This window comes from Mucilaginibacter sp. (genome assembly GCF_036568825.1).
In the GTDB taxonomy this organism is placed as follows: domain Bacteria; phylum Bacteroidota; class Bacteroidia; order Sphingobacteriales; family Sphingobacteriaceae; genus Mucilaginibacter.
The window spans coordinates 1-19,561 of sequence record NZ_DATCRU010000040.1; the positions used below are offsets into that span (position 1 = coordinate 1).

A 19,561-nucleotide genomic window follows, 5' to 3' on the forward strand; every position below is an offset into this window, starting at 1 on the left:
CCATATATCCTATCTCATCGCTGATTTTGGTTTTTGGCATGGTTACCTGGCCGCCTGCAGCTTCTACTTTTGATAAAGCCTGATCCAGGTCAGGACCGCCATTAAAATAGATCTTTACACCACTGGCGCTTGGTACATGCATATCGCTTTGAGCTAACCCGCCGGATAATTTGCCACTCATAGGATCGTATGGGAACATAGCCATTTTCATACCTCCCATTTCCATCTCTTCCATGGTGATTGAAAAGATGGTTTCATAAAATTTTTTAGCTCTTGCGATATCGCTAACCGATACCTCAAACTAGTTAAGAATGTTTGCTGAAGCGTCCATAATGATTTTAGTTTTTTAAGTTTTGTTGGTGAATCTGGTTAAAATTATAAAGCACTTATTAAGTCAATATTTAATCTGTATAAAGTACTGGAAATGCATTTTCTACAACAAACCTACCCTGATTTTGCAAAGCGGATGGTGGGTAAATACGACAACATTAGGGGTTGATTGCGCCAATCTGCTGACATAACTTTGTTTAATCAATTATTCAAACCAGCATTATGAAACACGTATCCATTATTATACCACAGGGACCCATTATACTCAGCAGTGTGATAGGCACCTATAAAGTATTCTCCTTTGTAAACAGCTTTATGGAGATGAAGGGCAAAAAGCCTGCTTTTGATATTCACCTGGTTGGTTTGAGTAAAGAAACCGATCTGTATGGCGGCCTATTTGCTGTCCGACCAGATTCACTGGTAAGTGAAATCAAAAAAACCGATCTGATCATGATTCCGGCCTTTTACGGCAACCCAATGGAAGGTATAGAACGGAATATCGACTTTGTGCCATGGATAGTGGAACAATATAAACATGGCGCTGAAGTTGCCAGTTTGTGTACGGGGGCTTTCCTGCTGGCATCTACCAACCTGCTTAAAGGCAAAACCTGCACCACACACTGGATGGCTGCGGATATCTTCAGACAAGCATTCCCGAATATCAAACTAATGCCTGAGAAACTAATTATTGATGAACTAGGCATCTATTCAAGCGGCGGCGCTTATTCGTTCCTTAACCTGGTTGTTTACCTGGTTGAGAAATATTGCGGGCGCGATGTTGCTGTACATGTTTCTAAAGTGATGGAGATAGAGATCGACCGTGAAAGCCAATCACCGTTTGTAATTTTCAGTGGTCAAAAGGAACATCAGGACGAGCCGATCAAAAAAGCACAGATTTATATTGAACGTAATGTGGGCACCAAAATATCCGTCGACCAGTTATCTGAGATGTTTTCCATCAGCAGGCGAAATTTTGAGCGCCGCTTTAAAAAGGCAACTTCCAATACGCCTGTTGAATACCTGCAGCGGGTAAAAATAGAGGCCGCTAAGAAAAGTCTTGAATCCGGTCGTGAAAATGTGAACGAGGTGATGTATTCCGTTGGCTATTCCGATCATAAAGCTTTCCGCAACATATTTAAAAAGATAACCGGGCTTTCTCCGTTAGAATATCGCAATAAATACAACCGTGAAATGGCTGTTGCGGTCTGACTGAGTATATAAAAAGGCCCTCTCCAATAGGAAAGGGCTTAAATAAATCTACCTATTACCTAAAATAAAACTCATTGAGGTTTTGTGTGCTGAAGAATAGCACAGCGATATATTTCATTGGTTGGCACCAGGGTGATTTCGGGATTAGTTCCAGATGCTGCAGCTACAATGTCATCGTCGCGGAAGAACTGGTGGGGTGTGTTTGTACCGTTAAATACAATGTCTACTTCCTGCCATAAAACATTATACCCATCGCCCTGAATGGCATTAGTTACTGTAACAAACCCATCTGATTCATAAAGAATATTTATTGATTTATTATGCGCCAACAAGCTCGATGCTGGCTGATCTGTAAAAGGTTTTAAGTTCATCATAAATAACTGCGCGTCGTAATAAATATTTATTATTCCGGCCGAACCATTTGTTGAACTCAGTGCGGTTGTTGTGTTCAGGTTCATGTTTGCCTTAGAATTTGTTGCAGTTGGGGCAACTCCTGATTTGTTGCAGCCGGCAAGCAGAATGATGCCTACCAATGCCAGATTAAATATAGTTTTCATGTTTTAAAGATTTTCATAACTGGGGTCACGTATTGATATATAGGATCTGAAAAAACAATAAAAACAAAAGACTTAGGTATTGGCAGTGAAAGGCTTACGTAAAAAAAATGCGTTTCTGTAGTTACGTAGTAAAAATCTGGCGGGTTGCCTGAGTGGAAAAAATATTGGAGAGGAAAGTTTATAGGAGTTGCTGCCGTAAACAACTGAGTTTAGCGGGAGTATACTTTAACAGCTACTGAAAAATGAAATATAACCTTTGGGGAAGGATGCCGAACCTTTTACCTTTAGCCTTTAATCTAAATACGTTTGCCTAACAATAAGAGTCATTATTTAGGATAAACGTACGCGGTAGCCTCTTCCTTCATTTTTATCGGCCTTACCTCAATTCGTGCCATGCGGGTATATTCAAATTCAGGGTTATCCTTAGCTATCGCAATTGCCTGGTCCAGATCGTTGGCCATGATGTGGTAATAGCCAACTATTACCTCTTTATTTTCACGATAGGGCGCTTTCTCCCAGTTGCCGTCATGCCTCGACAACATAATGCCTTCGCGCACCAAGGGCTGTGCACTGATCAGGTGATCATTTTTCTTCAAAGTTTCAATATAAACTTTGCAGGCATTGAGAAATTCTTTTTCCCGATCTGGTGTAAAGGCCAGTTTACTATCAGCATCATTATGTATCAGCAGCATAAACTCTTTCATAACTTTAATTCTTTAATAAAATTGATGAATAAAGAGGGCTTAGATAACAAATTAAAATTCGTTTAAATTTTTTAGAAAACCTATTGGATTTTTGAACAGGCGTTGTGGATATAGGCGGGTCACACTGAGCCAGTCGAAGTGCGGTGCGAAGGCTATCGCACCATGTTTCGAGGACCTCAACATGACACCGTCCGCTCTTTGATTCGTTCCAATCTAAAAAGCTCAAACATTCACCAATTTTTCCTATTCTTGTTTAATGCGTTTACTTAAAAAGATTTCATTCATTATTATAATATTTTGTGCGACAGCAGCATTCTCACAAACTACGCTGCCTGTGCCAACCAATATACAGGCGACTTATAACAAAGGAACCCGCACCATAAACGGCGCTCCCGGTAAAAATTACTGGCAAAATCGCGCTGACTATAACCTTACAATCAACTTCACTCCTAACACGCGTGTTTTGACGGGTGTTGATGAGATTGATTATACCAACAATAGCCCCGATACTTTAAAACAGATATGGTTTAAGCTTTATCCAAACCTGTATCAAAAAGGCAACATCCGGGCTATGCCCATCAAACCTGAGGATATTACTGATGGGGTCACGATAGAAAAGATCGAGATCAACCAAACGTCTTATGATACCAGCAAAATGATCATAAACGGCACCAACATGATCATACCTAACCAAGTTACGTTGCCGAAGCAAAAGATCCATCTTAAGATATATTACTCATACACGCTGAACAGAACCTCGCACATCCGTACCGGTCAGGTGGATACAGGAACGTTTTTTATTGCCTATTTCTTCCCGCGTATTGCAGTTTATGATGATATAGATGGCTGGAATACAAATCCCTATCGCGGTACCGAAGAGTTCTATAATGATTTCTGCAATTTCAAAGCGGCGATAACTGTACCGGGAAATTACCAAGTGTGGGCAACGGGCAATCTGACCAATGCAAGTCAGGTTTATACCGATCGGTACATAAAAAGAATACAGGATGCCGAACAAAGCGATAAGGTGACCGATATTATTACCGAAGACGATTTGAAAAACGGCAACATTTCACCACATAACCCAACCAATACCTGGCAATTTGAGGCGGATAGTGTTACTGACCTGGCTTTTGCTATCAGCGATCATTACCTATGGAAATCGTCCAGCCTGGTTGTCGATCCAAAAACCAACCGACGCTCACGTGTAGATGCTGTGTTTAATGAGAACCATAAAGATTACTTTGCAGTAATTGATTATGCTCGTAAAACGGTAGAAAGCATGAGCTATATTTTCCCAAAATGGCCATACCCCTACCCTCACGAAACGGTTTTTGACGGTCTGGACCAAATGGAATACCCAATGATGGTGAATGACAACCCGGAAGAAAAAGTATTTGATGCCATCACACTAACTGATCATGAGATATTTCATACCATGTTCCCGTTCTATATGGGTGTTAATGAAACCAAGTATGGCTGGATGGACGAAGGCTGGGCCACTATTGGCGAATGGATGATCAGTCCGCTGATTGATCCTACGATCACAGATAACTTCGGAGTTCCTCAATATGAAAATATTGGTGGGAAAGAAGGCGATCAGCCTATCATTACGCTGACCAACCAACTAGGCACATCATCATTTGAACCAGATTCCTACGGCAAACCCGGCCTGGGCTATTATTATGTTCGCGATTTACTTGGTGATGAGCTATTTACCAAAGCCCTGCACTACTACATTCAGCAATGGCACGGTAAACATCCCATGCCTTACGATTTCTTTAACTGTATTAATGTTGGATCAGGGCAAAATCTGAACTGGTTTTGGAAAAGCTGGTTCTTTGATCATGGTGCACCTGATCTGGCCATATCAAAAGTCACGTTGCAACGAGGTACTTACACGGTAATTATCACCAATGTGGGCGGAAAACCTATTCCGATTGATCTGACCATCTATTACGACGACGGCACTACGCAACTGGTGCACGAAAGCATTAATGCATGGAAAGGTGGCAATAAAACTTTTACCATTAACCACCTATCGCATAAGCGCATCAGTAAAATGGAGCTGGGTACTACTTATGATCCTGATACAAATAAGGAGAATAATGTGTGGGAAGGGAAGTGAGTTGTCTGAATCAGAATTTACAGAATAAAGAATTTACAGAATTCAGCAAATTTTAAAATTCTGTAAATTCTGATTCAGACACTATTTACCTCTTCAAAGCTATCGCCCAGCTCTGAATACCACCCGGCGCTACCACTGAAGGTGTCAGATTTCCACAAAAAAGCCGCCTCATGAGTTATTGAAGCGGCTTCCCAATTAGTGTAAGTTGATTGTTGTTTGATTTAAGAAACGCTGTCGCGAAGTTCTTTTATTTCATCATGGGCTTCTATCAGTTCTTCTTCCTGCTCCATCAGCATTTCGCGGATGTAGGCAGCCAGTACCTCTTCGTTCAGTGCTTCCTGGTAAGTTTTTTTGATTGCGTCTTCGCCAAATTCGCATTCTTCCAAAATACTATGACGGTCGTGCCCGGTAAACGCTTCCTTTATCGACAACCAGGCGCGGTGTAATTTGCCGGGAATAGTTGTACCAGTGTTGATCTCGCTGCCCAGCGCGGCAATCTCAGTGCCCAGTTCTACTTTATATCTGCGGCTATCGTCTATAAATCGTAAAAACATAGGTATAAGGTCGGCATTTGCCGGGTCGTTTTCAATCTCTTTCAGCGCTCTTTCGTAGCCCTCTATACGGTCATTATTGATCAGTATCAGGTCGCCTAATATCTCGATCGTTTTTGAAGTATTTTCCATGTCTTTATAGGTTTTGCTGTATTAGTAATCAACCCATGCTTAGGGTGATTGTTTATAGTAATTAAAAATTAATTTTCAACAACATAATATTTTTAAACTCAAACGAAATAACTATCAACGATTTAACCTTTTGTTTGCAGTTACAAGGGCAAATACCGAACTTTTATATAACCAACTTGTTATTGAGGAATGAAAAAAGAGATCATAGCAGGTACCGCATTGGCCGGAATAGGTATAGCCGCCTATGCTTTAGCCACAAGAAATAAACCCCTGAAAACCGTCGGTCATGTCGAGCTGGAAAAATATCTTGGCAAATGGTACGAGATAGCCAAATTTCCTCAGAGCTTTGAGAATGGATGCACCGATGTCACCGCCGAATATAGTCTACGTGATGATGGAAAGATAAGTGTTTTAAACAGCTGTACCAAAGACGGTCAGCCTAAAACAACCGAAGGCATAGCCTCTGTTGATGACAAGGAAAGCAATGCTAAACTCGAAGTGCAGTTTCAATGGCCGTTCAGCGGTAAATATTGGATAATAGCCCTCGCTCCCGATTACAGCTACGCCGTAGTAGGCCACCCCAACCGTAAATATTTATGGATACTGAACCGTAAGCCTTTAATGGACAGCATGACCTACAATCACCTGGTGCTGGTTGCTGCAAGCAGAGGATTTGATATTCGTAAGCTGGTAAAGACGGTACAGGGAGAAGCCCTTGAGCTGAAAGGTTAAAGATGAAACCAGAAAGGTCTTAAACTATTTGTCATCCCAATTGCGTAGCGAGGGATATTCCACGCCGGATAAGCTTAGTAATCTTGTTTGAAGAATATAATGCATCACTCCGTAAGCCATTATGCAAATCTCTTCTGCTTAGGCTTTTCAGCATACAACCGGTTATAGTTCTCTATAAACCTGATGAGCGCTTTATGCATCATCGACGGTTGCCACTCTTCACTATTGGATATCCGGCAGTAATGTGGATCGTAAACATTACGCACTGCGGTAAATCTGTCCTTATGCAGCACCACCTCGATAAAATAATAATTGCCCAGCGTTAACCAGTAGGAATTATCATTATTACGCAGCCAGTTATTCAGTATCAGATAATTTTCTAACTCTTCCATCACAAGGTTAAATAATTGGTTTTAAATAAATTATGACAGGTAGATGTCCTTTGAGTTAGCTAAATAACAAATGTTAATAACTTCTGTTGATTTCGCGTAAATCAAATTTAATATTCCACATTGAATAAAGCAAATTATTTTCATTAAATTAATTAATTGACTATCAATACATTACAATTATTACCTAAACTTATTTTGTTGATACACTGTTAATTAAGTTGCGTATTTATTAACATTTTGCCTATTAATACATTAGAGAAAAAGCACTTTCGATATGGCTTTGGCCTTTCTGCTTTTCGCTTTAAGCTATCCACCCGGATAAAATAGCAGACAATCTGATGAGTATTTGCCAGTATTAATATTTCAGAAAATAGGTAATTTGCTTTGTATATAAACCAACATCACTGCGGGCACTCGCCTTGCGGTGTACTTTAAATTTTTCTCACTCAAAATGAATAGCACGATCAAAAAATCAATGTTGAAAGGCTTAGGCATGGGTCTTGGACTGATGCTCCTTTCAGGCTTAAACCATGCATCGGCCCAGGTGGTTGACAAAGGCTGGACCCAGCTTTTTAACGGCAAGGATATCAATAACTTCCAACAGGTTGGCCCCGGCACCCATTATGTAGAGGACGGCACTATACGCAGTCATGGCGGTATGGGTCTGCTGTACTGGAAAGGTGGCAAGTTAAGCAATTGCACCATCAAGGTGGTATACCAGATGCAAAAGAGTAATAGTAATTCCGGTGTATTTATACGAATACCTATAGAGCCGCGCGAACCGTGGATGCCTGTATTTTATGGCTACGAGGTGCAGATAGACAATCACCCTGAGACCTCAAACGAGGATGAATACCACGTTACAGGTACTCTGTACTCACTAACCAAGCCTTTGGCTAAACCAGGCAAACCAGGCCCTGAGTGGAACACGATGGAAATCACACTTGACGGTCCCCGAACCATCGTGTATGTAAACGGCGAAAAAGTAACCGACTATACAGAGGGCCAGCCAACACCTGCACGCAAATTTGATTTTGAACCTTATCGTGGTTTAAGGCCGAATGCTGGTTGGTTTGGTTTGCAAAATCATGGCGATGATGACATTGTATATTTTAAGGAAGTTGCTATAAAACCGCTTAAAAAGAAATAATGGCCATGAAAACTGAGGAAAAACAAACAACCGATAAAACCATCAGCCGGAAAGATTTTATTAAGAAAGCAGCAGTAGCTACAGCAGGCTTTTACATTGTGCCACGCTATGTTTTAGGCGGGCCGGGCCATGTAGCGCCAAGCGATAAGCTTTACATTGCCGCAGTGGGTTGCAGCGGCGAAGCGGAAAATGACATTAAACACCATGCCACTTCTCCAAAAAAGAATGGCGTAATAGCGTTTTTATGCGATGTGGATGATCGTGGCGCTGCCCCACGGCGCAAAGAATTCCCTAAGGCAGGCTTCTATCACGACTGGCGTGAAATGTTTGACAAAGAACATAAGAACTTTGACGCCGTTACTGTAGCTATACCCGATCATAATCACGCTATTGTAGGTTTGAGTGCTATGCAATTGAACAAGCACCTGTACCTGCAAAAACCATTAACACATGACATTTACGAGGCCCGTGTATTAACAGAGGCTGCTAAAAAATATAATGTCGTTACCCAAATGGGCGACCAGGGCGCATCCTGCGAAGGTATGCGTACCATGCGCGAGTGGTTTGAAGCTGGATTGGTTGGCGATATTGAAAAAGTTTATTGCTGGACCGACCGCCCTGTATGGCCGCAAGGTATTAACTGGCCAACGTCAAAACCGCCTATCCCGAAAGAATTAAACTGGGATTTATGGTTAGGAACAGCTCAGGAAACCAATTATATCGAGAACCTGGTACCCTTTAACTGGCGTGGCTGGTGGGAATTTGGCACAGGGGCATTAGGCGATATGGGCTGCCACATTATGGGCCCTCCTTTCAAACTGTTAGGCTTAGGGTACCCTACTGAGGTATCAGGCAGTGCAAGCACTACCTACAGCGGTATTTTCAAAGAAGGCATATATCCGAAAAGCGGCCCGGTAAGCAGTTCCATCAAATTTAAATTCACCCAGCAAAATGGTAAACCGCTTGATCTGTACTGGATGGACGGAGGAATCACTCCTGAGCGCCTGAATGAGCTTGATCCTGATGTAAATCAGAACGAAGCTTTAGGCGATATCCCAAGCGAAAATGACTTTGAGGGATGCACATTATTCATAGGCACCAAAGGCAAAGTAAGTTGTGGTTGGGGCGGTAGTCACCCAAGATTGTTGCCGTTATCGCTTAACACGGATGTGAACGTTCCAAAGAAATACCCACGTGTAGAAGGTGATATGGACGGGCATTGGTGGCAATGGATAGACGCCAGCATCGCTGGCAAAGGCAAAATGGAAGTCGACTCGCCATTTGTTGGCTACGCCGGACCATTAACCGAAACCGTACTCATGGGCAACCTGCTATTGAGAACCTTCGACATCCAGGAGAGGATCAAACGCAGCGACCCTGTTTACGGACAAATGGAAGGCATGAAATTCAGCGGCCGTTACCGTGCATTGCTATGGGATGGCGCGAATATGAAAGTGACCAACTATGAGCCTGCAAATCAGTTCATCCGCAGAGAATACCGCAAAGGATGGGGTGAGATGAAGTTGTAGAAGTCTGTCTGAATCAGAATTTACAGAATTAGTAAATTTTCAGAATTCTGATCATTCTTGAATTCTGTAAATTCTGATTCAGACAATATCAATTATACCTAAATACCACATACCCCCATGGATCCATTTTCCATGGTTTGCCGGTTACCGGCTCTTCCTGGTGTCTGAAAACATTTAAGGGTTTGCCTATCAGGCTTTCGTCCTCAACAGTAATATTTTGCTCTTTATTGGATAAGTTAAGGATCACAAATATCTTTTTGCCATCTTTTTCTCTTACATAAGCATATACCGCTTTATTATCGCCAACATTTACCTTGCGGAAAGAAGCGTCGGCAGATAAAGCTGGCGTTTGTTTGCGAAGGAACAGCAGCGTTTTATAGAACTTCTCGCGGTCATATTTACCCATCTTCATGTTGTCCTTATCAAAGAACTTGATGGCACGCAATACAGGCTCTTCCTGTCCGCTATAGATCAATGGAATGCTATGCGGCATAGTTTGGGTAAACACAGCAAACGGAGCGTGCGATGCGCCGGGGAACGTACCATAATCAGCCTTATTCCAGCTGTTCTCATCATGGTTGCTGGTAAAGTATAACTCCAGCGCATTACGCGGATAGATCTTATCGTATTTGGCTTTGATTGAATCCAATGCTGTTGCCGGACGCGCGCCTTTTGCCACGCCTATCATTGCGTGGAACATGTCCCACGGATAAGTAGCATCAAAACCGCCCGGGTGCAAGTAAGTTTTATCACCTTCAGCCAGCCAGAACAATTCTTTCATCGAGTTTAACTGAGATATACATTTTTTCCAGAAAGTATACGGAACATTCCATGCCACATCACAGCGGAAGCCGTCGATATCTGTAGCCCTTACCCAGTATTTCATCGCGTTGATCATGCTGTCCTGCATGGCTACATTTTTGTAATTCAGCTGACGGGTATCGGCCCAGTCGAATGCTACCGCAGGCTTGCCTGTTTTATCTTTTACATAAAAATCGGGGTGACGTTTTATCCAAACGTTATCAGCGCCGGTATGGTTGGGCACCCAGTCGATGATGACTTTCATACCCAGTTTATGCGCTTCGGCAACTAACTTTTTAAAATCCTTTAATGAACCAAATTCAGGATTAACAGCAGTATAATTTGATACAGCGTAATAGCTGCCCAGGGAACCCTTTCTGTCCACCTTGCTTATCGGTGTTATCGGCATAAACCATAGGGTTTGGACGCCCATTTCGTTCAGGCGGTCAAGATTTTTTGCAAATGCCTTAAATGTCCCCTGTTTGGTGTATTGGCGAACATTCACTTCATAAATATTACCCTGCATTGCCCAAGCCGGGTGACCATCAATAGTTTGGGAAAAAACGGAGGAAGATGCCCACAATAATGCGAGCAAAAACACAAAGATTTTTTTCATTAATCAGAGAGTTGTTGGTTATTACCCGTAAATATAAATATATGGAAACCAAATATTTTAGCTTTCAATAAAATTATTTATTTAAAACTAAATATGTATTGATAATCAAATAGATATGATCCGGAAATTAAATATTTTTTGCGAGTAATAAACCTCCGTAGGTAGCTATTATTCCGGTTGCTATGCTGCCAATGATATAAGTTAAAAATACGAGTATGCGCTGCTCGGTGAGGAGTGAGATATTTTCTAATGAGAAGGCGGAAAATGTGGTGAAGCCACCACAAAGTCCGGTAGCCAGAAAGAAGCGCCATTGTTCTGCTCGGTCGCCGAATCGTGCAGAATAAAATATAATAAAGCCGATTAAAAAGCAGCCGATAACGTTCACCACAAACGTTCCAAAAGGAAACGGTGAAGTGGTTGATTTATTGATAACATGACTCAGCGCATAACGCATCATACTGCCCAAACCGCCGCCAACAAATACCAGGAACATATTTTTCATAAACCGAAGTTTTATATCCGTTGATCTACCTTTTATTTAACTTATCCTTATACCGCGATAAACTGTGACTAAGGAATTTCCTGCGCCGTTGTATAGATTGCCCTATCGAAGTCTCCTTGCTATAATGCGGGTCGAATATTTTGGGTATGGCAATACGCTGTGAGCTGTAAATACCTGAATGCCCGCTAAAGAAATAAGCTGTAAAGCAGGCTATTGCAAAATACAGAGCATATTCTCCGCCAAATAGTTCGATTCCCATAAAGGTACAGGCTAACGGGGTATTGGTAGCACCGGCAAACACAGCGATAAAACCCAGTGCAGCAAATAGCCCAACCGGGGCATTAAGTAATTGCGACAAAGTATTACCCAACGTAGCGCCAATATAAAACAACGGAGTTACCTCGCCGCCTTTAAAACCTGTACCAAGCGTAATAGTGGTATAAATAGTTTTCCATAGCCAGCTCCAGGTATCAGCGCCTCCCTGGTGAAAGGCAGACGGAATAGTCACTGAGTCAGCAAATTGCGCATCAACACCCAAACTCAGGTAATCCTGCCGGCCTAAAAGCAGCGTCAGGCCAATGATGATCGATCCACCGACAACGGGGATGAGCCATTTAGTTTTTATAAGTCGTTGTGATACATTCTTAACCCCATGAGCCATTTCGGCAAACAGGTAACTTGTCAACCCAAACAATACGGATGACAAGATGATTTTTGCCAGCAACAAGTAATCAAAATGGATAAAGCTCAATCCAAAATTATGCTGACTAACAAACGGATCGATATGGTAAGCAGTATGATGAATGCCAATCATCGCCACGGTTTGATCGGCAAAAATACTAGCGATCAGGCAAGGGATAATGGCGTCGTATTGCAGCCTGCCTACAGCTAATACCTCAATAGCGAATATCGTTCCCGCCAGTGGCGTACCGAATACTGCTCCAAAACCTGCCGCTACACCTGCCATTAAAACGGTGCGCGAGTCCTGCTCATTCAAGCCAAACAATCGTCCAAAAAAATCGGCAATGCTCCCCCCTATTTGCACTGCCGTACCTTCGCGCCCTGCCGAGCCACCAAATAGGTGAGTAAATACTGTGGCGCCTAACACTAATGGTGCCATTCGTTTAGGAACGCCTCCGCCAGGCTCATGTATCTCGTCCATGATCAGGTTGTTGCCTTTTTCAGACGATTTTCCGTACCGTTTATATACAAAATGGATAACAATACCGGCAACAGGCAGCAGGTACAAGAGCCAGGTATGCGCAAACCGGAAATGTATAGCCCAGCTAAGCAGCCATAAAAATAAAGCTACAACAGAACCAATTGCAATAGCTACAGGAATGGTCAGTAAAGTCCAGCGGATGAGATGATTGAATATTAAAAAGTAGGGAGATTTAAATAAATAGCGTAGTCGTTTCATGCCTATGAAATAAAAATATAAAAAACTTATTTCGTAGGCGCCATCAGACCCGCATTCAGCAGGACGGTTCAAATAGGTGGAACACCATCACCTTAATGATGCAATAATACGCAAAGCCCACTTTTTTTCAAAATCCATTAAAAAGGCAACTTATTCAACCTATCTTTAAGAACCAATTAACCTTTTATGGAAAACACCACCAGGGTATGGCGCCTGTTCTTTGCCGTCGGACTATTTGCTATTGCTATCCAGGAAATTATTAACAAAGATTTTGTATTGGTGATGCTGCCGGCAGGTTTTCCTGAATGGCTGACAAACCGTTTGATATGGGATTGGATATTTAGCCTCCCGCTGGCAATTGCCTGCATCTGCATCATACTTGAGATCAAAGCCCGCCCTATATCGCTTATCATTGGAAGTGTGTTGCTGCTTTTGGTGATTCTATTTCAAGTTCCTGGGCAGCATACGCCCATGGTACTCGCCTTTTGGGTAAACCCATTAAAAGAGTTAACCCTAAGCGGCGGTGCGTTTTTAGCCGCAGGTTCTTTAATGAGAGAGAACAAAGTGTCATCACTTGAGAACTTTTTAGAAAAACTGATTCCTGCAGGAAAATACTTTTTCGCTATTACCATGGTGGTGTTTGGTTACACGCATTTTCTTTATAAAGATTTCGTGGTAACACTGATTCCTAACTGGATACCATTTCATTTATTCTGGACCTATTTTGCTGGCGTAGCTTTAATGGCCGGTGGTTTGGCCATTATCATCAACATACAAAGGCATCTTGCTGCTAATTTATTAGGTATAATGATATTTATCTGGTTCATCATCTTACACATACCTCGTGCAGTGGCTGACCCACATAGCTTGAATGGCAACGAGCTCACCAGCGTTTTCGAGGCGCTTTCGTTTAGCGGGATCGCATTTTTAATCGGAAGAAAAAAAGTTAAAGGCTAGCTTATTGCCGATTTTTTCTTGTAAGTTAGTAGTAGACTTCCCTGTGATTTTAAGCCGTTCATCTAAATCCAATTATCATGAAAAAGATCATTCTAATTTTAGCAATCATTAGCTATGCGCTGTACTCCAATGCCTCAACAGGTCATCACACATCAATAAAATCAGATTCAGCCGGAGTAAGTAAAAAACTGAATGACCTTAATTCAAAAATGACAGACCTGAAGACCCAGTTAACTAAAATCCAAAATCAGTTACCGACTGACTCTGCAAAATACCAGGACCTGTTGTCTAGGTCACTCGATGAACAAAAAAAAAGTAAAGACTACGCAAAGGACGCCGTTGGCGGCGATGTAAGTGCAGCCAAAAAAGCCGAAAAACAGGCAAAAAAGGCATCAGATGCGACAGATGATGCGAATGACGCCAAAAAGCAATTTGATAAGGACAAAAAGAAGATCAAAAGCCTGACAAAAGACATACAGAAAACGCAGGGGAAGATTGATAAACTAAACTCACAATCCTCACAATAGGGTTGATAATGAAAACATATTGTTTTATAGTGGTTTTTCTGCTGAATTTATTGCTGGTCAGTTATAAAGTTCAACAGGACAATATTACCGGCACATGGCAGGGAACATCCATATGCCAGGTAAAAGATTCGCCCTGCCATGATGAAACAGCGATATACCATGCAGTAAAGGCCGAAGGTAATACGTACCGTTTCCAGATGAACAAAATAGCAAACGGCAAAGAGGTGGAAATGGGCGAAACAATGTTCATTTATGATAAAAACAATGAAACTTTGGACGGCGTTACGACCAGCCCAAAAGGCAAAGGGCTGTGGCATTTTGTTTTAAAAGGCAATACGATGCATGGGACGCTGACCGTTGAAAATATACTTTACAGGGTGATTGATCTGCATAAAGACTAATCATTCTGTTATACTTCTTCTCTTCTCGATGACCGTTCGGAGGTTATCTATGAGTATACAGTAACAAAACGCTATTCATTTAGTCTCATCATAAAAACGCATCATGACAAAAGAATCATTCTCCATACACGGCATCAACCTTTTGCAAAAGGTGAAAGAGCTGATAGAAGAAGGTAATGTAAGAAAGATCACCATTACCGATAAATCGGGCAAGGAACTGGCCAGTTTCCCATTAACTGTAGGCGTTGTAGGCGCACTGTTATTGCCTATGCTGGCAGCCATTGGCGCTATTGCCGCTCTGGTAACTGAATGCACCATAACGGTTGAGCGCGAAGAAACCGCAGAGCCTGTAAAAGAAGAAAAAGAATAATTACTTAGCTAAACAGACTTACGAAGTTTTAAAAACTTCGTAAGTCTTATCTTACTTCTCACTTCCAATTACAAAGAAGGCTGCATCCCCATACCGATCCCGATCCTGTTCCATGCGTTAATACCAACAGCAGCCATGATCACTTTTGAGATCGTATGCCTGTCCAGTACTTTTTCTGCCTCTTCAAGAGTCTTTTCGTTCATACCTTGCTGGATGTTGGTAATATTTTCGGTAATTGCCAGTATAGCTCTTTCTTCGGGTGAGAAGAACGGGGTTTCTCTCCAGGCATTCAGCGCATAAATACGTTGTTCAGTTTCGCCTAATTCGCGGGCATCTTTGGTGTGCATGTTTATACAATAAGCACAGCCGTTTATTTGTGATGCACGTATCTTGATCAACAGATAATGTTTTTCATCCAAACCACTGTTATGCAGAACGTTTTCCAGAGCCTCCATAGCCTGGTATGTTGTTGGCTCAATGCTGAATTTTTTGCTCATGATGTTTTCGATTTGATTATGACACAAAGTTCCCCTGGCGACAGCGGAAAAAAGTTAATCGTGATTAAGAAATGGGGGTTAGAGATTAGTTGATTAGTGATTAGAGATTAGGATTTAGAGATTAGGATTTAGAGATTAGGATTTAATCCTCTTCCCTCTAATCTTACTCAAAAACTGAGGCGTAAATCCCAGGTAGGATGCCAGCATATATTGGGGAATGCGCTGAACAAATTCCGGGAACAGAGAAACGAAATGACGATATCGTTCTTCATCGGTTTGGTCACGCTGGTATTCAAAACGGCGCATGGAGGCAGTATGTACTTTTTGAAAGATGATCCTGAAATAACGCTCTAAATTGGGGACTTTCAGCAACAGCTCTTCCATCGTTTTTTTGCTCAGACTGATGAGTTCAGAGTCCTCTATCGCCTGGATATAATAGATGGACGGTTGACCTGTTTCGAGACTGCTGTAATCGGTTATCCACCAGTTTTCTAATCCAAATTGAGTGATCTGTTCCTGCCCGTTTCGGTTGATAAAATACAGGCGCATACAGCCTTTGCTCACAAAGTAATTAGCCTTGCATATCTCGTCGGCCTTTAAAATGAACTTCTTTTTCTTCACCCCGACCTGGCCTATGCTCTCGCAAACAAGCGCTGCTTCATGCTCATCAAGTTTAATGAATTTATTGATATGGGTGATCAGGTTGTCTTTCATTTTAGTGGCGTTGTTCAAATATAAGGCTATTGAGTAAGCCCACTGTAACAAAAATAATACGACTCATAAATCGCAGCAGATATTTTATAATTTGGCATATGAACATTTTTACAAAACACCTTACCATAGGCTGTGCTTTAGCTGTTACCCTTTGCAGCTCCAGCCTGTTTGCACAAACTTCATCATCGGTGGTCGACCAGATAGTGAAGGAAGAAAATGACAATTCACAATTACAACAGTTGGCGCATGAGCTGTTTGATGGCATCGGTCCGCGACTGGTGGGCACACCTCAAATGATGAAAGCGCACGACTGGGCAGTAGCCAAATACACCGGTTGGGGCATACCGGCACATAACGAAAAGTGGGGCGAATGGCGCGGCTGGGAACGCGGCATATCCCATATCGACATGGTTTATCCGCGTGTAAAAAGCCTGGAAGGTACTCAGTTAGCATGGAGCCCGGGCATGGGTAAAAAAACCGAAACAGCAGAATTGATCATCATTCCTGATCTGGCTGATTCCAATGCATTCAAAGCCTGGCTGCCCAATGTGAAAGGCAAGTTTGTAATGATCAGCATGAATCAGCCTACCGGTCGCCCGGATTATAACTGGCAGGAGTTTGCTACAAAAGAGTCATTTGAGAAAATGAAAAAAGACCGCGAAGCACAGGTAGCTGCCTGGCGCGAGCGGCTGAAAAAAACAGGGTACACTAACAAAACCCTGCCTGTAGCTTTAGAAAATGCCGGAGCGGTGGGCATTGTTACTTGTAACTGGTCGAATGGTTTTGGGGTAGATAAAATATTCGGTGCGTACACCAAAAAGGTGCCCACCATCGATATCGCTTTAGAGGATTACGGCATGCTGTATCGTCTGACGGAATCAGGTGATAAACCAAAGATCAGTGTTCATACCGAATCAAAGGAGCTGGGTGTAGTACCAACTTTCAATACTATTGCAGAAATAAAGGGCACTGAGAAACCTGATGAATATGTGATCCTATCAGCCCACTTTGACAGTTGGGACGGCGGTACCGGAGCAACCGATAACGGCACCGGCACTTTAACCATGATGGAAGCAATGCGCATCCTGAAAAAGGTTTATCCTCATCCAAAACGGACCATCATTGTAGGTCATTGGGGAAGCGAAGAAGAAGGGTTGAATGGTTCAAGGGCATTTGTGGAAGATCACCCGGAAATCGTAAAGAGTATACAGGCAGTATTTAACCAGGATAATGGTACGGGCCGTGTGGTTGACCTATCAGGACAAGGTTTCCTGAATTCTTATGAGTACCTCACCCGCTGGTTATCAAAAGTACCGGCTGATATTAAAGACCAGATCAAAACCAATTTCCCAGGCGCTCCCGGTCGTGGCGGGTCTGACTTTGCTTCATTTGTAGCAGCAGGAGCTCCGGCATTTTCACTAAGCTCAACTAGCTGGTCGTACGGCATTTACACCTGGCACACCAATCGCGATACTTATGATAAGATTGTATTTGACGACCTGCGTAATAATGCTATCCTGGCTGCTATTATGGCTTACGAGGCAAGCGAAGATCCAACTACAACCTCACGCGAGAAAAGTGTATTGCCACCGAATGCCAAAACAGGCGAGCCAACAAAATGGCCCGATCCGGTGAAGCCGATAAGAAAAGGGGGATTGGATAATTAAAAGGAGTAATAAATAAGATAAAGGGGTGTCACACTGAGGCACTCGAAGTGCGGCGCGTAAAGGCCTTGCCCACCATGCTTCGAGTGCCTCAGCATGCCCCCCTTTTTAATCTATTCTGATTCAGACATTACTGTGCATCCAGCACTGCCGCTGTAAAAGCACTCACCTCGCCATCTGGATTTAATCCTACCGAATTTTGGAAAAGCTTCACCGCATTATAAGTCATCTCGCCAAAAACATTGTCGACTCCGCCGGTATCAAACCCACGGCGCATTAATTCGGCCTGTATTTTCCCTATTTCTGTGGATACCATGTTCGGGCTGGTTAGCCTGTAGATGGTAACAGATGGTGGCCTGTACGGTGATATCGGATTCGCATTATACGTTACACCCGGTACGAGTATACCCATGTCCCAGCGACGGCCATCTACTACTGAATTGATGATGCCATCCTCACGCCCGTGCGCCTCGACGGTACCTCCATTGCCATCAGAAATAACAATATGTCCTACCGTACCATTTCCTGCAAAACGCAATATGACCGCTCCCGGGGTTGATTTTGCTTCGTCTATCGTAATGATCTGGCCTTTTTTGTTGGCATCGCGATCCCAGAAATCACAGTGCTCATCCACCGCATCACAGCCATACAAGATACCTGTAGCCTGGTAATAAACCCACGACACAAAATCAGCATTATCCCAGGGGCCTTTATAATCAGCATCATTTTTGGGTACCAAAGCACCCAAAACATAAGGCTCGCCTACATGCTTATCGCCTAAACTAACAATATCCTCGCCGGTCATTGTGACTTTAATTACTAATAAAAGTACGCAATATTAGTAAATTTTGCGATGACAATAGGATGACAGAAAATAAAGGTGGTCTTAGCTCAAAATCTCTGATATCTCAGCAAAGCCTTTCTCTCGTGCCAGATCAGCGGGGAGCTTGCCGCCTGTCATACGCACCTGGGTTTCGGCGCCATTTTCGAGGAATAAGATCAATAGTTCAAGATTGCCGTTTTGTGCGGCTGAGTGTAATGGCGTAGCGCCTGCTTGTTGCTTTACATTTATCTTTGCACCGTTTTCAACCAGCATACGCGCAATATCGGTATAGTCTCCTGCTGCGGCTGAATGTATTGGGCAAACTTGAAAGCCGTTATTAGACGGTAGGTTCACATCAGCGCCTTTAAGTACCAGGTACCGTGCAACTTCAAACTGGCCGAAGTAACAGGCTAAGCCAAGTGGCGTAAAACCATCAGGAGCATAGTCGTTTACTGCATCGGGATGAGTATAAAGTATGTGAGCAACCACATCAAACTTACCTGCTGCTGATGCCTCGAAAAGATTGATTTCGCTGACATGCCTAAGCAGCAATTCGGTCACGGCAGGTTTTTTATAATAGCAGGAAAGCATGAGGGGAGAAACATTGGCTGAAGTGTTTTTTGTCGCCAGCGAGGGGTCTTGCGTCAATATGTCATTAACGCCTGCAAGGTCGCCTGCTGCAATGTATTCCTCCAGTTTCTCAATGCTCATGTCTCAATATTACTAAAAATCTAAGCAAAAGCAACCGTTGTTAATAACTTGATAAAAGTTAACAACTTTTAGTATCAATGTGCCATAAAAGACCGTTAAAGCGGCGATAAAATTTAAAAACCATATCTGATATTGGTTAAATCT

22 protein-coding genes and 1 riboswitch are annotated in these 19,561 nt (G+C 42.6%); of the genes, 10 read left to right on the forward strand and 12 right to left on the reverse strand.

From position 1 onward, the window contains the following. On the reverse strand, positions 1-280 hold a 280-nt coding region (locus tag VIM89_RS08175; protein ID WP_488155719.1), incomplete at its 3' end, for a VOC family protein. Positions 281-552: 272 nt separating this feature from the next. Between VIM89_RS08175 and VIM89_RS08180 the strand changes: the two genes are divergently transcribed. Next, complete coding sequence (locus VIM89_RS08180) at positions 553-1,539, forward strand: GlxA family transcriptional regulator (protein WP_488155660.1); 987 nt, start codon at positions 553-555, stop codon at positions 1,537-1,539. Positions 1,540-1,610: 71 nt separating this feature from the next. Here the strand turns inward: VIM89_RS08180 and VIM89_RS08185 are convergent, their stop codons facing one another. Both VIM89_RS08185 and VIM89_RS08190 read right to left on the reverse strand, forming a co-directional pair. Then, positions 1,611-2,096 carry a hypothetical protein gene (locus VIM89_RS08185; RefSeq protein ID WP_488155661.1) on the reverse strand — a complete coding sequence of 162 codons (486 nt, stop codon included), beginning with the start codon at positions 2,094-2,096 and terminating at the stop codon, positions 1,611-1,613. Positions 2,097-2,422: 326 nt separating this feature from the next. Further along, positions 2,423-2,800: a YciI family protein gene (locus VIM89_RS08190; protein ID WP_488155662.1), complete on the reverse strand. Its 378-nt coding sequence runs from the start codon at positions 2,798-2,800 to the stop codon at positions 2,423-2,425. A gap of 256 nt (positions 2,801-3,056) precedes the next feature. Between VIM89_RS08190 and VIM89_RS08195 the strand changes: the two genes are divergently transcribed. Beyond that, a complete protein-coding gene (locus tag VIM89_RS08195; protein WP_488155663.1) occupies positions 3,057-4,928 on the forward strand; it encodes a M1 family metallopeptidase in 1,872 nt (623 codons plus the stop codon). A gap of 221 nt (positions 4,929-5,149) precedes the next feature. Here VIM89_RS08195 and VIM89_RS08200 read toward each other — a convergent pair whose 3' ends face one another. Beyond that, the gene (locus tag VIM89_RS08200) at positions 5,150-5,611 is read right to left on the reverse strand and encodes a ferritin-like domain-containing protein (RefSeq protein ID WP_488155664.1); all 462 of its coding nucleotides are present in this window, start codon (positions 5,609-5,611) and stop codon (positions 5,150-5,152) included. Between the two features lie 189 nt (positions 5,612-5,800). Between VIM89_RS08200 and VIM89_RS08205 the strand changes: the two genes are divergently transcribed. Then, complete coding sequence (locus tag VIM89_RS08205) at positions 5,801-6,343, forward strand: lipocalin family protein (protein ID WP_488155665.1); 543 nt, start codon at positions 5,801-5,803, stop codon at positions 6,341-6,343. Positions 6,344-6,462: 119 nt separating this feature from the next. On the opposite strand, the gene VIM89_RS08210 is transcribed toward VIM89_RS08205, so the two are convergent. Continuing rightward, positions 6,463-6,735 (reverse strand): hypothetical protein, encoded by a 273-nt coding sequence (locus VIM89_RS08210; protein ID WP_488155666.1) that lies wholly within the window; start codon positions 6,733-6,735, stop codon positions 6,463-6,465. 451 nt (positions 6,736-7,186) lie between these two features. On the opposite strand from VIM89_RS08210, the gene VIM89_RS08215 reads away from it, so the two are divergent. Together VIM89_RS08215 and VIM89_RS08220 are read left to right on the forward strand one after the other, a co-directional pair. Then, positions 7,187-7,885 (forward strand): 3-keto-disaccharide hydrolase, encoded by a 699-nt coding sequence (locus VIM89_RS08215; RefSeq protein WP_488155667.1) that lies wholly within the window; start codon positions 7,187-7,189, stop codon positions 7,883-7,885. Between the two features lie 5 nt (positions 7,886-7,890). Continuing rightward, the gene (locus tag VIM89_RS08220; RefSeq protein WP_488155668.1) at positions 7,891-9,414 is read left to right on the forward strand and encodes a Gfo/Idh/MocA family protein; all 1,524 of its coding nucleotides are present in this window, start codon (positions 7,891-7,893) and stop codon (positions 9,412-9,414) included. Positions 9,415-9,502: 88 nt separating this feature from the next. On the opposite strand, the gene VIM89_RS08225 is transcribed toward VIM89_RS08220, so the two are convergent. The 3 genes from VIM89_RS08225 to VIM89_RS08235 form a co-directional block, all read right to left on the reverse strand. After that, complete coding sequence (locus VIM89_RS08225; RefSeq protein WP_488155669.1) at positions 9,503-10,831, reverse strand: alpha-amylase family glycosyl hydrolase; 1,329 nt, start codon at positions 10,829-10,831, stop codon at positions 9,503-9,505. 127 nt (positions 10,832-10,958) lie between these two features. After that, positions 10,959-11,333 carry a fluoride efflux transporter CrcB gene (gene crcB / locus VIM89_RS08230; protein ID WP_488155670.1) on the reverse strand — a complete coding sequence of 125 codons (375 nt, stop codon included), beginning with the start codon at positions 11,331-11,333 and terminating at the stop codon, positions 10,959-10,961. 25 nt (positions 11,334-11,358) lie between these two features. Beyond that, a complete protein-coding gene (locus VIM89_RS08235; RefSeq protein WP_488155671.1) occupies positions 11,359-12,753 on the reverse strand; it encodes a voltage-gated chloride channel family protein in 1,395 nt (464 codons plus the stop codon). 27 nt (positions 12,754-12,780) lie between these two features. Next, positions 12,781-12,854, reverse strand: a riboswitch (Fluoride riboswitch). 85 nt (positions 12,855-12,939) lie between these two features. Here VIM89_RS08235 and VIM89_RS08240 point away from each other — a divergent pair. From VIM89_RS08240 to VIM89_RS08255, 4 genes are all read left to right on the forward strand, one after another. Continuing rightward, positions 12,940-13,710, forward strand: coding sequence for a DoxX family protein (locus VIM89_RS08240; RefSeq protein ID WP_488155672.1), 771 nt, complete (start codon positions 12,940-12,942; stop codon positions 13,708-13,710). A 77-nt stretch (positions 13,711-13,787) separates the two neighbouring features. Next, positions 13,788-14,237, forward strand: coding sequence for a hypothetical protein (locus tag VIM89_RS08245; RefSeq protein ID WP_488155673.1), 450 nt, complete (start codon positions 13,788-13,790; stop codon positions 14,235-14,237). Positions 14,238-14,245: 8 nt separating this feature from the next. After that, the gene (locus VIM89_RS08250) at positions 14,246-14,638 is read left to right on the forward strand and encodes a hypothetical protein (protein WP_488155674.1); all 393 of its coding nucleotides are present in this window, start codon (positions 14,246-14,248) and stop codon (positions 14,636-14,638) included. Between the two features lie 103 nt (positions 14,639-14,741). Beyond that, on the forward strand, positions 14,742-15,008 hold the full coding sequence (locus VIM89_RS08255; RefSeq protein WP_488155675.1) for a DUF4342 domain-containing protein: 267 nt from the start codon (positions 14,742-14,744) through the stop codon (positions 15,006-15,008). Positions 15,009-15,076: 68 nt separating this feature from the next. On the opposite strand, the gene VIM89_RS08260 is transcribed toward VIM89_RS08255, so the two are convergent. Both VIM89_RS08260 and VIM89_RS08265 read right to left on the reverse strand, forming a co-directional pair. Further along, positions 15,077-15,505: a carboxymuconolactone decarboxylase family protein gene (locus VIM89_RS08260; protein WP_488155676.1), complete on the reverse strand. Its 429-nt coding sequence runs from the start codon at positions 15,503-15,505 to the stop codon at positions 15,077-15,079. Between the two features lie 135 nt (positions 15,506-15,640). Next, the gene (locus VIM89_RS08265; protein WP_488155677.1) at positions 15,641-16,219 is read right to left on the reverse strand and encodes a Crp/Fnr family transcriptional regulator; all 579 of its coding nucleotides are present in this window, start codon (positions 16,217-16,219) and stop codon (positions 15,641-15,643) included. Positions 16,220-16,317: 98 nt separating this feature from the next. Here VIM89_RS08265 and VIM89_RS08270 point away from each other — a divergent pair, with 98 nt between their 5' ends. Next, positions 16,318-17,886: a M20/M25/M40 family metallo-hydrolase gene (locus tag VIM89_RS08270; RefSeq protein WP_488155678.1), complete on the forward strand. Its 1,569-nt coding sequence runs from the start codon at positions 16,318-16,320 to the stop codon at positions 17,884-17,886. Between the two features lie 127 nt (positions 17,887-18,013). Here VIM89_RS08270 and VIM89_RS08275 read toward each other — a convergent pair whose 3' ends face one another. Together VIM89_RS08275 and VIM89_RS08280 are read right to left on the reverse strand one after the other, a co-directional pair. Next, positions 18,014-18,688, reverse strand: a complete 675-nt coding sequence (locus VIM89_RS08275; RefSeq protein ID WP_488155679.1) for a C40 family peptidase — start codon at positions 18,686-18,688, stop codon at positions 18,014-18,016. 81 nt (positions 18,689-18,769) lie between these two features. Continuing rightward, on the reverse strand, positions 18,770-19,417 hold the full coding sequence (locus tag VIM89_RS08280; RefSeq protein WP_488155680.1) for an ankyrin repeat domain-containing protein: 648 nt from the start codon (positions 19,415-19,417) through the stop codon (positions 18,770-18,772). Between the last annotated feature and the right edge of the window lie 144 nt (positions 19,418-19,561).

What these genes read in the sequence shown, in the direction of transcription:
- VIM89_RS08250 (WP_488155674.1), top strand. Translation starts at nt 14,246, where the DNA reads ATGAAAACATATTGTTTTATAGTGGTTTTTCTGCTGAATTTATTGCTG.
- VIM89_RS08255 (WP_488155675.1), top strand. Translation starts at nt 14,742, where the DNA reads ATGACAAAAGAATCATTCTCCATACACGGCATCAACCTTTTGCAAAAG.
- VIM89_RS08245 (WP_488155673.1), top strand. Translation starts at nt 13,788, where the DNA reads ATGAAAAAGATCATTCTAATTTTAGCAATCATTAGCTATGCGCTGTAC.
- VIM89_RS08280 (WP_488155680.1), bottom strand. Translation starts at nt 19,417, where the DNA reads ATGAGCATTGAGAAACTGGAGGAATACATTGCAGCAGGCGACCTTGCA.
- VIM89_RS08220 (WP_488155668.1), top strand. Translation starts at nt 7,891, where the DNA reads ATGAAAACTGAGGAAAAACAAACAACCGATAAAACCATCAGCCGGAAA.
- VIM89_RS08215 (WP_488155667.1), top strand. Translation starts at nt 7,187, where the DNA reads ATGAATAGCACGATCAAAAAATCAATGTTGAAAGGCTTAGGCATGGGT.
- VIM89_RS08265 (WP_488155677.1), bottom strand. Translation starts at nt 16,219, where the DNA reads ATGAAAGACAACCTGATCACCCATATCAATAAATTCATTAAACTTGAT.
- VIM89_RS08240 (WP_488155672.1), top strand. Translation starts at nt 12,940, where the DNA reads ATGGAAAACACCACCAGGGTATGGCGCCTGTTCTTTGCCGTCGGACTA.
- VIM89_RS08180 (WP_488155660.1), top strand. Translation starts at nt 553, where the DNA reads ATGAAACACGTATCCATTATTATACCACAGGGACCCATTATACTCAGC.
- VIM89_RS08235 (WP_488155671.1), bottom strand. Translation starts at nt 12,753, where the DNA reads ATGAAACGACTACGCTATTTATTTAAATCTCCCTACTTTTTAATATTC.
- crcB (WP_488155670.1), bottom strand. Translation starts at nt 11,333, where the DNA reads ATGAAAAATATGTTCCTGGTATTTGTTGGCGGCGGTTTGGGCAGTATG.
- VIM89_RS08260 (WP_488155676.1), bottom strand. Translation starts at nt 15,505, where the DNA reads ATGAGCAAAAAATTCAGCATTGAGCCAACAACATACCAGGCTATGGAG.
- VIM89_RS08185 (WP_488155661.1), bottom strand. Translation starts at nt 2,096, where the DNA reads ATGAAAACTATATTTAATCTGGCATTGGTAGGCATCATTCTGCTTGCC.
- VIM89_RS08190 (WP_488155662.1), bottom strand. Translation starts at nt 2,800, where the DNA reads ATGAAAGAGTTTATGCTGCTGATACATAATGATGCTGATAGTAAACTG.
- VIM89_RS08275 (WP_488155679.1), bottom strand. Translation starts at nt 18,688, where the DNA reads ATGACCGGCGAGGATATTGTTAGTTTAGGCGATAAGCATGTAGGCGAG.
- VIM89_RS08195 (WP_488155663.1), top strand. Translation starts at nt 3,057, where the DNA reads ATGCGTTTACTTAAAAAGATTTCATTCATTATTATAATATTTTGTGCG.
- VIM89_RS08200 (WP_488155664.1), bottom strand. Translation starts at nt 5,611, where the DNA reads ATGGAAAATACTTCAAAAACGATCGAGATATTAGGCGACCTGATACTG.
- VIM89_RS08205 (WP_488155665.1), top strand. Translation starts at nt 5,801, where the DNA reads ATGAAAAAAGAGATCATAGCAGGTACCGCATTGGCCGGAATAGGTATA.
- VIM89_RS08270 (WP_488155678.1), top strand. Translation starts at nt 16,318, where the DNA reads ATGAACATTTTTACAAAACACCTTACCATAGGCTGTGCTTTAGCTGTT.
- VIM89_RS08225 (WP_488155669.1), bottom strand. Translation starts at nt 10,831, where the DNA reads ATGAAAAAAATCTTTGTGTTTTTGCTCGCATTATTGTGGGCATCTTCC.
- VIM89_RS08210 (WP_488155666.1), bottom strand. Translation starts at nt 6,735, where the DNA reads ATGGAAGAGTTAGAAAATTATCTGATACTGAATAACTGGCTGCGTAAT.